Source organism: Sphingomonas sp., from assembly GCF_036731925.1.
Lineage (GTDB): Bacteria > Pseudomonadota > Alphaproteobacteria > Sphingomonadales > Sphingomonadaceae > Sphingomonas.
Genome location: NZ_DAINDJ010000001.1, coordinates 1,786,391 through 1,800,522, shown reverse-complemented (window position 1 = coordinate 1,800,522; position 14,132 = coordinate 1,786,391). Strand labels below are relative to the sequence as shown.

General features: G+C 67.3%; 11 protein-coding genes. 4 read left to right on the top strand and 7 right to left on the bottom strand.

Annotated elements, in window-relative coordinates; genetic code table 11:
• Positions 1–109: 109 nt before the first annotated feature.
• Entirely contained in the window at positions 110–520 is a 411-nt protein-coding gene (locus tag V7E00_RS08725) for a hypothetical protein (protein ID WP_333572228.1), read from the top strand.
• A 116-nt stretch (positions 521–636) separates the two neighbouring features.
• Here the strand turns inward: V7E00_RS08725 and V7E00_RS08720 are convergent, their stop codons facing one another.
• Both V7E00_RS08720 and V7E00_RS08715 read right to left on the bottom strand, forming a co-directional pair.
• Positions 637–2,124, bottom strand: a complete 1,488-nt coding sequence (locus tag V7E00_RS08720) for an anthranilate synthase component I family protein (RefSeq protein WP_333572227.1) — start codon at positions 2,122–2,124, stop codon at positions 637–639.
• Entirely contained in the window at positions 2,121–4,064 is a 1,944-nt protein-coding gene (locus V7E00_RS08715; protein WP_333572226.1) for a peptidylprolyl isomerase, read from the bottom strand. The genes V7E00_RS08720 and V7E00_RS08715 overlap by 4 nt, the downstream gene beginning before the upstream one ends.
• A gap of 117 nt (positions 4,065–4,181) precedes the next feature.
• Here V7E00_RS08715 and tpiA point away from each other — a divergent pair, with 117 nt between their 5' ends.
• Together tpiA and V7E00_RS08705 are read left to right on the top strand one after the other, a co-directional pair.
• A complete protein-coding gene (gene tpiA, locus V7E00_RS08710) occupies positions 4,182–4,937 on the top strand; it encodes a triose-phosphate isomerase (protein WP_333572225.1) in 756 nt (251 codons plus the stop codon).
• A gap of 133 nt (positions 4,938–5,070) precedes the next feature.
• Positions 5,071–6,939: a putative bifunctional diguanylate cyclase/phosphodiesterase gene (locus tag V7E00_RS08705; RefSeq protein WP_333572224.1), complete on the top strand. Its 1,869-nt coding sequence runs from the start codon at positions 5,071–5,073 to the stop codon at positions 6,937–6,939.
• Here V7E00_RS08705 and V7E00_RS08700 read toward each other — a convergent pair.
• The 4 genes from V7E00_RS08700 to rimO form a co-directional block, all read right to left on the bottom strand.
• Positions 6,917–8,311, bottom strand: a complete 1,395-nt coding sequence (locus V7E00_RS08700; protein WP_333572223.1) for a leucyl aminopeptidase family protein — start codon at positions 8,309–8,311, stop codon at positions 6,917–6,919. The two genes, V7E00_RS08705 and V7E00_RS08700, sit on opposite strands and share 23 nt — an antisense overlap.
• 73 nt (positions 8,312–8,384) lie before the next feature.
• Positions 8,385–9,026, bottom strand: a complete 642-nt coding sequence (locus V7E00_RS08695; protein ID WP_333572222.1) for a hypothetical protein — start codon at positions 9,024–9,026, stop codon at positions 8,385–8,387.
• Complete coding sequence (locus V7E00_RS08690; RefSeq protein WP_333572221.1) at positions 9,023–10,423, bottom strand: serine hydrolase domain-containing protein; 1,401 nt, start codon at positions 10,421–10,423, stop codon at positions 9,023–9,025. The genes V7E00_RS08695 and V7E00_RS08690 overlap by 4 nt, the downstream gene beginning before the upstream one ends.
• Before the next feature lie 60 nt (positions 10,424–10,483).
• Positions 10,484–11,815, bottom strand: coding sequence for a 30S ribosomal protein S12 methylthiotransferase RimO (gene rimO / locus V7E00_RS08685; RefSeq protein WP_333572220.1), 1,332 nt, complete (start codon positions 11,813–11,815; stop codon positions 10,484–10,486).
• A 116-nt stretch (positions 11,816–11,931) separates the two neighbouring features.
• Here rimO and V7E00_RS08680 point away from each other — a divergent pair, with 116 nt between their 5' ends.
• Positions 11,932–12,447 (top strand): GNAT family N-acetyltransferase, encoded by a 516-nt coding sequence (locus V7E00_RS08680; protein WP_333572219.1) that lies wholly within the window; start codon positions 11,932–11,934, stop codon positions 12,445–12,447.
• A gap of 193 nt (positions 12,448–12,640) precedes the next feature.
• Here V7E00_RS08680 and V7E00_RS08675 read toward each other — a convergent pair whose 3' ends face one another.
• Positions 12,641–14,077 (bottom strand): AMP nucleosidase, encoded by a 1,437-nt coding sequence (locus tag V7E00_RS08675; RefSeq protein ID WP_333572218.1) that lies wholly within the window; start codon positions 14,075–14,077, stop codon positions 12,641–12,643.
• Positions 14,078–14,132: the final 55 nt, after the last annotated feature.

The following is a 14,132-nucleotide window of genomic DNA, read 5'->3' as shown; positions in this document are numbered from 1 at the left end:
GCAGACCTAGGCGCTCGCGTGCCCCAGCACAATCCGGCCTTGCGGCCGCCACAGTGCGGCGGCACCGATGACGGGGCAGGGACGTTGTGTCGCCTCCAGGAGTATCCCCATGCTTGCCCGTTTGATGCTTGCCACCGCCCTGCTTGCCGCACCGGCGTTCGCCCAGACCCAGGACCAGACGGCGCAGGACGGCCCGCCCAAGCGGGTGCGCAGCATTCTGCTCTATGGCCAGGAGAGCTGCCCCAAGCCCGCGAACCCGGACGAGATCGTCGTCTGCTCGAACGCCGGCGAATCGCCCTATCGCATTCCCAAGCGCTTCCGCGATCAGCCCAAGGAAGACGCGCCGTCCACCAGCTGGTCGCGCCGCATGGAAGTGGTGGAAGAAGTGAACCGCCGCGGCCTGCCGAACAGCTGCTCGCCGGTCGGCTCGGGCGGCCAGACCGGGTGCACCCGGCAGATGCTGCAGCAATGGTATCAGGACAAGCTGGACCGCGAAGTGAAGGGCTCGCGCGTCCCCTGACGCTCATGCGCTTCGCCTGCTACCAGCCGTCATCCCTGCCTTCGCGGGGATGACGTTGGTCTTGGCGGGTGGCCCCTAGCGGCTGTCGTGCGGGCAAGGTCCTGAGCGACGCCGCTTTATTGCCCGAAGCCCGCCTCGCTCGCCCGCGCGATCGCCTCGCGCGCGGCGGCGAACAGGGCGCCCGACTTGGCCTCGCATTCGCGCTGCTCATAGGCCGGATCGGAATCGGCGACGATGCCGGCGCCTGCCTGCACGTGCATCACGCCGTCCTTCACCAGCGCGGTACGGAGCACGATGCACGAGTCCATCGATCCGTCCGGCGAGAAATAGCCGACGCCGCCCGCATAGGGCCCGCGCGTCTCCGCCTCCAGCTCGGCGATGATCTCGCAGGCGCGCACCTTTGGCGCGCCGCTCACCGTTCCGGCCGGGAAGCCGGCGAACAGCGCATCGATCGCGTCGGCATCGTCGCGCAGCCGGCCGACCACGTTCGACACGATGTGCATCACATGGCTGTAGAACTCGACGGTGTAGCTGTCGGTCACCTTGACGGTGCCCGGCGCGGCGGCGCGGCCGACATCGTTGCGGCCGAGATCGAGCAGCATCAGATGCTCTGCGCGTTCCTTGGGGTCGGCGAGCAGGGAGGTGCGGTTTGCCTCGTCCTCGGCGGCGGTGCGGCCGCGCGGGCGGGTGCCGGCGATCGGGCGGATGGTGATCTCGCCGTCGCGGGCGCGGACCAGGATTTCCGGGCTCGATCCGGTGAGCGCGAAGCCCGGCAGGTCGAGATGGTAGAGGAAGGGCGAGGGGTTGATCCGCCGCAGGGCGCGGTAAAGCTCGAAGGGCGGCAGCGGGAAGGGCGCCGTGAAGCGCTGGGCCAGCACCACCTGGAAGATATCGCCCGCCGCGATATATTCCTTCGCCGCAGCCACCATCTCGCCATAGCGGCCTTCCGGCAGCACCGGCGTCGGCTGAATGGCGAGCGGGTCGGCGCGAACCGGCGCGGGCAGGCGCGCGCTGGCAAGCTGCGCGGCGACGGCGTCGATGCGCTCGGCCGCTGCTTCCGGATCGGCACCCGGCCAGACCGGCGCCACGAAGAACAGCGTGTCGGCCAGTCGGTCGAAGACCAGCAGCACCGTCGGCCGGACGAAGATCATGTCCGGCACGCCGACCGGGCTCTGCGGCGGGCGCGGCAGCTTCTCGACCAGCCCGACCGTCTCGTAGCTGAAATAGCCGACCAGGCAGGCAAGCGCCCGCGGCAGCTCGGCAGGCACGTCCATCCTGCAGTCCGCCACCAGCGATCGCAGCGCCGCCAGCGGATCGGTGGAGAGCGGCTCGAATGCCGCACGATCGGTCAGCCAGTGGCGGTTGAGCTCGGCCTCGGTGCCGGTTGCCCGAAACACGAGGTCCGGCGCGAGGCCGATCAGGCTGTGCCGCCCGCGCACCGATCCGCCTTCCACCGACTCGAGCAGGAAGTCGCCGCGACCCGGCTCGATCAGCTTGAGCGCAGCGGCAACCGGCGTCTCGGTGTCGGCAACCTGCTGCCGCCAGACCAATGCAGGCCGGCCGGCAGCGAGCGCGTCACGGGCAGCGTCGAGGCCCTGGATCATTGCGCGCCATTGCGCTGCAGGTCAGCGCGAAGGCGAGCGATCGCGGCTTCGTTGCGACGGACCTTGAGCGCGCTCACCAGCGAGGCGGCGAACTGACGCTCATATTCCTGCGCGCCCATCTGGCCCAGCGCCTGGGTGATCGACTGCAGCATCTGCGGGCCCTGCGGATCGCCGGCGATGGTGCCCTGCTGGATGGTGTCGACATAGACGACATAATAGCCGGCGCGGTTCGGCGCCTCGACGAGGCGGGCGGTCTTCGCCGGCATGTCGAACGCCATCTGGATGAAGTTCTCCTTGCCGCGCAGTTCGCTGCGCTTGAAGTCGAACGGCTTCGGCGGGGCGCCCTTGGTTGCACCGGCCTCGGCCAGCGCCTGTGCCATCGGCATGCCCTTCTGCAGCTTGGGCAGCATCGCGGTGGCGGCGGTGCGCGCCTTGGCCAGCGCCTGGTCCAGCAGATAGTCGGCCTTCACCTTCTCCGTGATCTGGGCGAGCGGACGCGGCGCGGCGGGCACGATCTTCTCCAGCGAGACGAGCGCGAAGCTGCCATCCTGGCCTACGGGCACCACCTGCGGCTCGTCCCCGGCCTGTTCGAAGCCGAAGCCCGCCTTGATCACGGCCGCGACCGTAGCGTCGGGCTGGTAGGCTGCGTTGTCCGGATCGGTGCCGTTGGCGATCAGCGCCGGGCTGCGAACGGCGGTCAGCTTGGCCTTGGCCACGGCTTCATCGAAGGTCGATCCGTCGCCGATGGCATCTTCGATCGCCTGGCGCGAATCCGCCAGCAGCGCGGCGAGCTTGCGCTTGCTCACCTCCTCGACGAGCTCGGCGCGGACCTGCTCCAGGCTGCGGGCGGCGACCTTCTCGACCTTGCTCACCCGGTAGACGAACCAGGCGCCGCCCAGCTGCACGGGGCCCTGCAGCCCTGTTGCGGACGCCGCGAAGGCGGCGTCGGCGAAGGGTGCGGAGACCTGCTTGGCGAGCGCGGCCTTGTCGCTTGCGTCGATCGTGCGGGCTTCGAGGCCGGCGGCCTTCGCGGCGCCGGTCAGGTCACCGCCCTTGGCGGCGGCGGCAACCTTGGCGGCAACCGACTGGCTGATCGCCTGGACCAGCTCGACGCCGCGCTTCTCGCTAGCGGCGTACTTGGCGGCGTCCTTCTTGTAGGCGGCGGCGATCTCGGCCTCGGTCGGCGTCGCCTGGGCCTTCAGCGCGTCGGGCTGGGCGAGGGCAAAGCGGACGATGCGGCGCTCGGGCACCTGATAGCGGCTGCGGTTCTGCGCATAATAGCCGGCGAGCGTGTTGGCGTCGGGCGCCGGGCCGGGGTCCATCGCCAGCGACTGAACGAAGCCGACGATGCCGGTGCGGCGCTCCAGCAGCGTCGCGACATACGGGGTCACCACGCCGGCGGGGGCGGGCGCACGCAGCGCGACCGGCCCGACCAGCCAGGCGGCGTAGCGCTGAGTCGTCATGCCCTCGCGGAACTGCGCCGGGGCGAGTCGGTTCTGCGCGAGCAGCTGCTCGAAGGTCTGCTGGCTGAACTTGCCGTCCATCCCTGCAAACTGCGGATTGTTGGCGATGTCCGTATCGATCAGCTTTTTGCCGACCGCCATGCCGTTCTGGTTTGCGAACGCCTCGATTGCCGCGGTGTTGATCGCTTCGTTCAGCGCGATTTCGAAACCGCCCTGCGCCAGCACCTGCGCCATGGTAAGGTTCTGCCCCTGCGCCTGCGCGGCACGGATGTAACGCTCCAGCGTCTCGCGGACATGACGCTCGGTCACGTCCTTGCCCGCCACCGTTGCCAGCGTCCCGCTGTTGGCGCCGCTGATCCCCTGGCGCATGCCGGTGACGTCACTCGCCGCAAAGGCGATCGCGAGCAGGCCCAGGAAGATGAAGACGATGATCAGGCCGTAGCGCGACTTAGTGAAGTTCCGGAAGGCGTTGAGCATGGAGAGCCGTTCGTTCGAGGAATTTCGGATGCTTTAGGGCCGGTGCGGCGCGCCTTCAAGCTTGTGCCGCGCGACGCAATCGGTATCGACTGTGCCGAAACCACAGGGGAGTGATGGATGCGCCGGAAGCTGGTCGCAGGGAACTGGAAGATGCACGGCATGCGCTCGCACCTTCGGGAGGTGTCGGCGATCGCCGCTGCTGCCAAGGCGCATCCGCAAGTCGACACGCTGCTCTGCGTACCCTTCACGCTGATCGCCGCGGCCGCGGAGATCGCGCCGGATTTCACGATCGGCGCGCAGGACGTCCACGAGAATGATCATGGTGCGCACACCGGCAACGTGTCTGCGCCGATGCTGGTCGAGGCCGGCGCCAAGGTCGTGATCGTCGGCCATTCGGAGCGGCGCGCCGACCAGGCGGAGACGAGCCATCACGCCTGGGCAAAGGCGGCCGCGGCCCGCCGGCATGGCCTGAACGTGATCCTGTGTTGCGGTGAGACAGAGGCGGAGCATGATGCCGGACGGGCGGAACGCATCGTTCAGTCTCAGATCGAAAAGTCGCTGCCGGACGGTGCCGCGCCCGACTGGCTGACTGTCGCCTATGAGCCCCGCTGGGCGATCGGCACCGGCAAGACGCCGACGCTCGATGAAATCGCCACAATGCACGCAATTCTGCGCGCCAAGCTGCGGGGAATGATCGGGCCCTCGGCGAACGACATGCGGATCCTGTACGGCGGCTCGGTGAGCGGTACAAATGCCGCGGCGATCCTCGCGGTCGACGACGTCGACGGCGCGCTGGTCGGCGGGGCGAGCCTTACCGCCGACAAGTTCGTGCCGATCATCGAAGCTGCCGCGAAGATAGCGACAGCGGATTAACCTGTTGTCGGGGGTCTCGCGCTACAAGGCTCCCATGCCGCAGCGGATTCACCACGTACGTTCGGGAAGGACCAGGCTCGATCGAGCGATCCTTACCGAACAATATCGGGTTCTGGGTCAGCAGATTCCGCTGATGTACACGCTCGTGTTTCTGGACGCGGTGTTCCTTGGCTTCGCGTCCTACGGGTCGGTTTCGACGGAACTCAGCGTCATCGCGCCGATCCTGCTCGGTATCGCGGCGGCGATCCGCAGTCTTCTCTGGATCACCCGCCGGAGCGATGGTGTGCCGAGCCTCCGCCGGATCCGTGGATATCTGGTGGGTACGATCGTCGCGGCTGCGGTACTTAGCCTGGCGTTCGGCGGCTGGGCGCTGGCGCTGTTTGTAGAAGCCGACCTGGCGCGGCGAACCTGTATCGCGCTGTATATCTTCATCGGCGCGATCACCTGTTGCTACTGTCTCCAGACCTTTCCGATCGCGGCGTGGCTGGTGATGGCATGCGGCGCCTCGCCGGTGATCGTCTGCCTGATCCTTTCGGGCGACCGGTTCCTGATCGGGTTGGGAATCAACATCATCCTCGTTTCCGCGGTGGTGCTTCGAATGTTCGGGGCGACCCACGCCGGATTCGTCGAGGTGCTTGCGTCGCGGGCGGAAATGGCCGCTGGTCAGCGCCGCGCGCGCCTTGCCGAGCAGCGCGCCCACCAGCTTGCCTATCACGACCCGCTGACCGGCCTGCCCAACCGCCGCGCCCTCACCGAATATCTGCGGGGAGCCGAGCCGCACCGTTTCGGGCTGATGCTGGTCGACCTTGATCGGTTCAAGTCCATCAACGACGTGCACGGCCACCCGATCGGCGACCAGCTGCTCCGCGCAGTCGCCGGCCGGCTGAGCTGGGTGGTGGGTGAGGGGGGGCGCAGCTACCGGCTGGGGGGCGACGAGTTTGCGATCACCCTGGCATTCGACGGCGACGATCTGGACCGGGTGCGCAGCGTGGCCCATGCGATCGTGCGCGAGGTGGCGCGGCCCTTTCTCATCGACGAGCGCATGCACCATATCGGCGCCAGCGTCGGGATCGCCCTCTATCCCGAGGACGCGCTCGACGCGGATACGCTGATGCGTCGAGCCGATGTCGCGCTGTACCAGGCCAAGGAAGCGGGCCGGGGCTGCTATTGCGCATTCGCCAGCCAGATGGACGCGGAGATCCGCCGCCGTTCGATGATCGAGGCGGAGATGCGTGACGGGCTGACCCAGGGCCTGTTCTACCCGCGCTACCAGCCGATCGTCGACCTCCGCACCGGCCGCGTTACCGGCTTCGAGTTGCTCGCCCGCTGGCGGCGCGAGGATGCCGAGATCGGGCCCGACCAGTTTATCCCGATTGCCGAGGAGTGCGGGCTGCTCAATACGCTGATGCTTGACCTGCTCGACCGTGCCTGTGCGGAGACGCGCGACTGGCCGGTGCCGGCCAGCATCGCGATCAACATCTCGCCGGGCCAGCTGCGCGACGAGTGGTTGAGTCACAAGATCCTGTCGGTTCTCGCCCGCACCGGCTTCCCGCCGCAACGATTGACGGTGGAGATCACCGAAAATGCGCTGATCATCGATGCGGAAAAGGCGCACCACGCCATCGAGTCGCTCAAGAACCAGGGGGTGCAGCTGGCGCTTGATGATTTCGGCACCGGCTATGCCTCGATCCAGCATCTCCGCATGCTGCCCTTCGACAAGATCAAGATCGATCGGTCGTTCGTCGAGTCGCTGAGCGAGAGCGCCGAAAAGCTTCGGATCGTTCGCGCGATCCTGGGGCTTGCCAGCACCCTCGAGTTGCCTGTGGTCGCCGAGGGGATCGAGACGCTGGAGACGGCCGAAATGCTGCGCGCGCTAGGCTGCGCACAGGGGCAGGGCTATCTGTTTGGCCGTCCCATGGACAAGGAAGAAGTCGAGCACTGGCTCGCCGACGGCGTGATGCCGCCGGCGGCCGAAGCGCTTATCCGCCGTAACGGTCCTTGAGCACCTTCCAAATGGCGCGCAGGCTCACCGCCTCGGCGCCCTTGGGCCGGCCCGGCTTGGGGCTGCCGTTCCAGCAGAAGATGTCGAAATGGGCCCACTGGGCCTTGGCCGGCACAAACTCCTTGAGGAACAGCGCGGCGGTGATCGCCCCGCCGAACGGACCTTCGGCGGCGTTCACCATGTCGGCCACGTCGGATTTCAGCAGATCCTTGTACGGATCGTAGAGCGGCATCCGCCAGATCGGATCGGCCTCTTCCTCGCCAGCTGCCAGGATCTCCGCCGCCAGGGTATCGTCGTTGGCGAACAGCGCCTGCAGGTCGGCGCCCAGCGCCACGCGCGCGGCGCCGGTAAGCGTCGCGAAGTCGAACACCAGCTCCGGATCCTTCTCCTCGGCCTTGGTCAGCGCGTCGCCCAGGATCAGACGACCCTCGGCATCGGTGTTGCTGTTCTCGACGGTGATGCCCTTGCGCGAGATCATGACATCGCCAGGGCGCGTCGCCTCGCCCGAGATCGAGTTCTCGACGGCGGGAACCAGCATGTGCAGCCGCACCGGCAGCTTGTTCTGCATCACCAGTTCGGCGAGCGCGAGGGCGTGCGCGGCGCCGCCCATGTCTTTCTTCATCAGCCGCATGCCGCTGGCTGGCTTGATGTCCAGCCCGCCGCTGTCGAAGCACACGCCCTTGCCGATGATCGCGATGCGCGGGTGCTCGGGATTGCCCCATTCGAGCTCGATGAGGCGCGGCTCGCGGCCCTTGCCGGCGGCCTGGCCGACCGCGTGGAGCATGCCATAGCCTTGCGCCAGCTCATCCCCCTTCACCACGGTAAGCGCCGCGCCATAGGCCTTGGCGAGCTCGGCGCCGGCGTCTTCCAGATCGGCCGGGCTCATGTCGTTGGCGCCGGTGTTGATCCGGTCGCGCAGCTTGAAGGTGACGGCGGCCATGCGCACCGCCTCTTCCATCTTCACCGGATCGCTGGTGAGCAGCACGCGCGGGCCCTGCGCCTTGGGATCGGCCTTCTTGTAGCGGTCGAACTTGTACTGGGCGACCAGCCAGCCATAGATTGCCTTGCCGGGCTCGACGCCTTCGACGCGGTAGCTGCCCTCGGGCAGCGTCTCTGCCAGCTTGGCGAGACACCACGGGCCGAGCTTCTCGACATTGGCGACGACGCTGACGACCGACCAGTCTTCGGGCGCGTCGCCGGGCAGGATCGCGCTGGAGAAAGCCGCGCCGCCCAGCTTCTGCGCGGCGGCCGCGACGCGGTGGCGCGGCGGCTGCGCGGCGAGCCAGGCATCATAGCGCTTGGCGTCGATCAGGTGGATGGTGCGAGCGGGCTGGCCGCGGTCGGGCTGAACGAGCGTGTTGAGATCCGTCATGCCTCTGATCTAGGACGCCGCGCGGCCCGCGCCTAGTCCGGTGCCCCCTGGTTTTTTGGGCAGGGTCGCCGGATCACTTCGCCGCGGGCAGCAGCGTCTTCCACCGTGCGTCGAGCCTGGCCTGCGCATGGTCGCGCTTCACCTTCGCGATCAGCGAGATTCCGCGCAGCGTGACGCTGTGTCCGCCGAGGAACTTGCCCGCGATGGTATAGCCAACGTCGTACAGCGCCACATCCTCGTGCGGATCGCCGTCCGCCAGGAACTGGGTGACGATCACCACCGGCAGCCGCTCGTCGCCGCGGCTGTTGTCGGGCAGCCCTGCGGCTTCGCGGGCCTTGACCAGCGCATGGTCGAACCAGCCGCCCTCGATGCGCGGCTCGCCGGTGGTCGCCGCGGGCGACACGCCGAGCGCGCTGGGGAACAGCACGGTCTGGCTCTGGACCGATTGTTCGGCGGCAGCCGGCTTCAGCGTCAGCGTCTGCTTGCCGCCATCGGCCGCGAGCAGCACCAGCTTCGCCGCCTTTGCCGATGCCCGCTGCTCCGTCGCCGCCTGTTCCGCCCTGGTTTCCCGACGATCGCTCCAGTTGTTCCAGAGCGTGAGGCCGGAAATCAGCACGGCGGCGACGCCGAGCACCTCGCCGAGCGTGACCCAGCGGCGGCGCACCTTGGCCGCTTCGGCCCGGTCTTTCGCGCGGCTTTCGGCCTCCTCGCTCATCGCGGCATCACCAGGAACTGCTCGAACTTGCCCTCGGCTCCCGGCTCCGCATAGGTAACGGCAACCAGCATGCGGTCCTTGTAGCGGATCATGTAGTTGCGGTTGACGAACCCGCCGCGCAGCCGCGGCTTGCCGATCGGCGCAAAGGCCAGCGGCTCGCCCAGCGCGGCGAGGCTGTCGCGATAATCGCCGAGCGCCGTCGCATCGAAGAAATAGTTCGCATCCTCGGTCATCAGGCTTCGATCGGGCGTGCCGGCGCGGAGCTGGTCGAACAGCTTGCGGGCGAGTGCGTCTCGCTGCTGGTCGAGGGTGAGAGGGGCGGCGGGCTTGGCGACGGGCAGGAGCAGATCGGTGATGCCCTGCGCGATCACGTCATGTGCGCCACCGAAGTCGGCGCTCACCAGCGACACGACGGCGAACTTCTCCTCCGGAATGACGACATTGCTCGACAGGAAGCCCACCGCCTCGCCGCCATGCGACACTTCCTTCTTGCCGCCATGCTCGCCCAGCGAGACGCCGAGGCCATAATGGGTAGGCGCGCCGTGGGCGAGCTTCACTTCGGTTTCCTGCACCGCCCAATCCTCGGGCGTCAGCACCTTGCGATCGATCCGTGCGATGTCCCACTTGGCGAGATCCGCGGCGCTCATCGCCAGTTCTCCGGCCGCCCACAGCCAGCCATCCGCCGCCGGCTTCGCCGGGCGCACCGGGCCCAGCGCATAGCGGTGGGTGCCCTGGGGGAAGCCCTTGCCGACGGCCTTGTCCTGGTCGACTGCCTTGATCCCCAGCGGCTTGAAAATCTTGGCCTCCAGATAATCGAGCAGTTTTCTGCCGGATGCCTTCTCGATGATCATGCCGGCGACGACATAGCCCGTGTTCGAATATTGCCAGGCCGTGCCGGGGGCGAAATCGAGCGGCTTTTTGCCCCAGCGATCGACGATCTGCTGCGGCGTCACCGCCGTCTCCATCGCCTTGAAGCTATAGTCCTGCGGCCAATAATCCTGCAGCCCGGCGGTATGGCTCAGCAGCTGGCGAATGGTGATCTTGTCCGCATCGGTGACGTCCGGCACCCATTTCGAGACCTTGTCGTCGAGGCTGAGCTTGCCTTCATCCTCCAGCAGCAGGATCGCCGCTGCGGTGAACTGCTTGGAGACCGACGCGATCTGGTATTTGGCGCTTGCGTCCGGGCCTTTGGCGATGCCGGGGCCCTGATCCCCATAGGCCTTGGTGAAAACGATCTTCCCGTCGCGGACGATCGCCACCGAGGCAGAGGGCACGCCGCTGCTCTTCAGCGCATCGGCGACAATCGCGTCGACCTTGGCGCTCTGCTCGGCAGTAAGCTGCTGCGCGGCGGCGGGAGTGGCGATCAGCAGGGTGGCGGCAAAAGCGGAACGGAACATCGGGCCTCCGGGAGATGATCCCGGAGGCTTAGCGCCGCCCGCGCAGCCTGCCAACGGACATCAGTCCATCGGCACGCCGTAGAGGTCGTGCTCGTCCGCATCCTCGATCAGGACCCGGACGATGTCGCCCTGTTCCAGATGCCCGGCGTCGCGCAGGAATACTTCGCCGTCTATCTCGGGCGCGTCGGCCTGGCTGCGACCGGTGGCGCCGCCTTCCGCGTCGACCGCGTCGATGATCACCGCAAGCTGCCGGCCGATCTTGGCCTGGAGCTTGGCGGCGCTGATCGCGGCGGTCTTCTCCATGATCCGGGCATAGCGCTCTTCCTTGACCTCTTCCGGCACGGCGCCGGGGAGATCATTGGCGGAGGCGCCTTCGACCGGCTCGAAGCGGAACGCGCCGACGCGGTCGAGCTGGGCTTCGTCGAGCCAGTCGAGCAGATACTGGAAGTCCTCCTCCGTCTCGCCGGGGAAGCCGACGACGAAGGTTGAGCGGATGGCGATGTCCGGGCAGATTTCCCGCCAGCCGCGCAGCCGCTCGAGCACCTTGGCCTCGTTGGCCGGGCGCTTCATCGCGCGCAGCACATTGGGGGCCGCGTGCTGGAACGGGATGTCGAGATAGGGGAGGACCAGCCCCTCGGCCATCAGGGGGATCACCTGGTCGACATGGGGGTAGGGGTAGACATAGTGCAGCCGCACCCAGGGCGCGATCTGGCCGAGCTCGCGGGCGAGGTCGGTCATGTGCGGCACCACTTCGCGGCCCTTCCAGGCGCGTGGCTCCTTGCGGATGTCGATCCCGTACGCCGAGGTGTCCTGGCTGATGACCAGCAGTTCCTTGGTGCCGGCGGCCACCAGCTTCTCGGCCTCACGCAGGATCGCGTCGGGCCGGCGGCTGACCAGGTCGCCGCGCAGCGACGGGATGATGCAGAAGCTGCAGCGATGGTTGCAGCCTTCCGAGATCTTCAGATAGCTGTAATGGCGCGGCGTGAGCTTGAGCCCGCTGTCCGGCACCAGGTTGACGAAGGGCGAGGGCGGCATCGGCGCCGCCTCGTGCACCGCGCCGACCACGTCCTCATATTGATGCGCGCCGGTCACCGCGAGCACGTTCGGGAAGCGGGCGCGGATCACCTCGGCTTCCTTGCCCATACAGCCGGTGACGATCACCCGGCCGTTCTCGGCGATCGCCTCGCCGATCGCCTCGAGCGATTCTTCCTTGGCGCTGTCCAGGAACCCGCAGGTGTTCACCAGCACGACGTCCGCGCCGGCATAGTCCGGCGACAGCGCGTAGCCGTCCGAACGGAGCTTTGTCAGGATACGCTCGGAGTCGACCAGATTCTTGGGACAGCCGAGCGACACCATGCCCACCTTGGGGGCTTCGGGGAGTCGCGTTGCCATGATCGTTGGCGCACATAGGGCTTTTCGCGGAAATTGCCAGCCATCGGGCGTTTACGGATGGCCGATCCGCCCCGCCATGGTACGGGACTGGCCAGCAAACACCGGGAGATACCGCCATGACCGCGACCACCGCACAGCCTGTCCAGCTGCCGACCCGCTCCGGGCTCGTCATCGACGTGCGCACCGTGCGTCCGGACGACGAGGCGCTGCTCAAGGACTTTTTCGATCACGTCTCGAACGAGGATCGCCGCTTCCGCTTCTTCACCGCAAGCCCGCACCTTCAGCCGCATCAGGCCAAGGCGCTGATCGACGTCGATCACCACAAGACCGAGAGCTATCTGGCGTTCACCGCTGAAGGGGAGCTGGTCGGCTCGGGCATGCTCGCCTGCGACGACACGCTGGAGACGGCCGAGGTCGCGATTTCGATCCGCGCCGACCGCAAGGGGCAGGGCGTAGGCTGGAGCCTGCTCAACTACATCACCGCCGAGGCCAAGGCGCGCGGCGTGAAGCGGCTGCAATCGATCGAGAGCCGCGAGAACCATCTCGCCATCGAGCTGGAGCGCGAAATGGGCTTCGTCGCACGCGAGGTGGAGGGCGATCCCAGCGTCGTGCTGCTCGAAACGGTGTTCTGATCGGTCTTGCGACGGGTAACGACAAGCCCGAGGCAACCACACTCGTCATTCCCGCGAAGGCGGCAATCCATTCGCCTGGACGCTCGGGGAAAGAACCTCCGGTTCAGCGCCAACGGATCCCCGCCTCCGCGGGGATGACGGAGGTGTTGAGCAAATGCGACTGCCTCCCCTCTGAAGGGGAGGACAGGCAGGATCACCTAAACGGTGGTTCGTTGAACGCACGCAGCTTGCGGCTATGCAGCTTGGCGCCTTCGCGGCGAAGTTCCTCGCAAGCCTCGATGCCGATCTTGAGATGCTCGGCGATCGCGCGCTCGTAGAAGCGGTTGGCCTGGCCGGGCAGCTTCAATTCGCCGTGCAGCGGCTTGTCGGAGACGCAGAGCAGCGTTCCATAGGGAACGCGGAAGCGATAGCCCTGCGCCGCGAGCGTCGCGGACTCCATGTCGACGCCCACCGCGCGGCTCAGCGAGAATCGCAGCGCCGACTGCGAATAGCGCAGCTCCCAGTTGCGGTCGTCGGTGGTGACGATCGTGCCGGTGCGCAGGCGCTGCTTGAGCTCGTCGCCCGACTGGCCCGAGACCGTCTCCGCCGCCCGCGCCAGTGCCTGCTGGACTTCGGCGATGGCGGGGATGGGGATCTCCGGTGGCAGCACGTCGTCCATGATATGGTCGTCGCGTAGGTAGGCGTGGGCGAGCACATAGTCGCCGATCCGCTGGCTCGGGCGCAGGCCGCCGCAATGGCCGATCATCAGCCATGCCTCGGGGCGGATCACGGCCAGGTGATCGGTGATCGTCTTGGCATTGGACGGGCCCACGCCGATGTTGACCAGCGTGATGCCGGTGCGGCCCTCGGCCATCAGGTGATAGGCCGGCATCTGGTGCCGCCGCCACGCGCCGTCGCTCACCAGCCGGTCGGCATCCGCCGCATCCTCGATCACGATCCCGCCCGCGCCGGATACGCCGGTGAAGCGGCTGTCCGGCCCCAACTGGGCGCAGGCCCAGCGGACGAACTCATCGACATAGCGGTGATAGTTGGTGAACAGGATGTACTGCTGGAAATGCTCGACCGGCGTGCCGGTATAATGTTTGAGCCGTGCCAGCGAGAAGTCCGTGCGCAGCGCATCGAACAGCGCCAGCGGCCGGGTCTCGTCCTGGCTCATCCAGATCCCGTCGGCAATTTCGTCACCGATGTGGGACAATTCCGTCGCCGGGAAGTGACGACCGAGCTCCGTAGCCGAAACATCGTCCAGGCTGAGAATCGTGTTCGGATCGAGCACATAGGGGAAGGGGATTTCCTGCCGCCCGGTGACCGCGTGCACCTCGACGTCATAATCCTCAATGAGGAACGTCAGCTGCTCGGTCAGGTAATCGGCGAACATTGCGGGCCGCGTAACGGTGATGCGGTAGTCGCCCGCTTCCACCAGCCGACCGAACGATCGGCGCGGGATCGGCTTGTTCACGCCGCCGCGATAGGTGACGCGGAGTTCCGGATAGGCAAAACTGCCGTCGGTCCGAGTCTCGGGATCCGGCGTGGTGCCATCGGTGATGTAGCGGTTGAGCGCCTGCTGCAGTCGTTCGACCGAGGCGCGATAGAGCCGATCGAGGTCGGCGACGATATCGGAGGCTTGAGTCATCTTCCATCGCTAAGCGCGGAAGATGACTCTGGCAAGTCGGCGGATCGAGATGCCC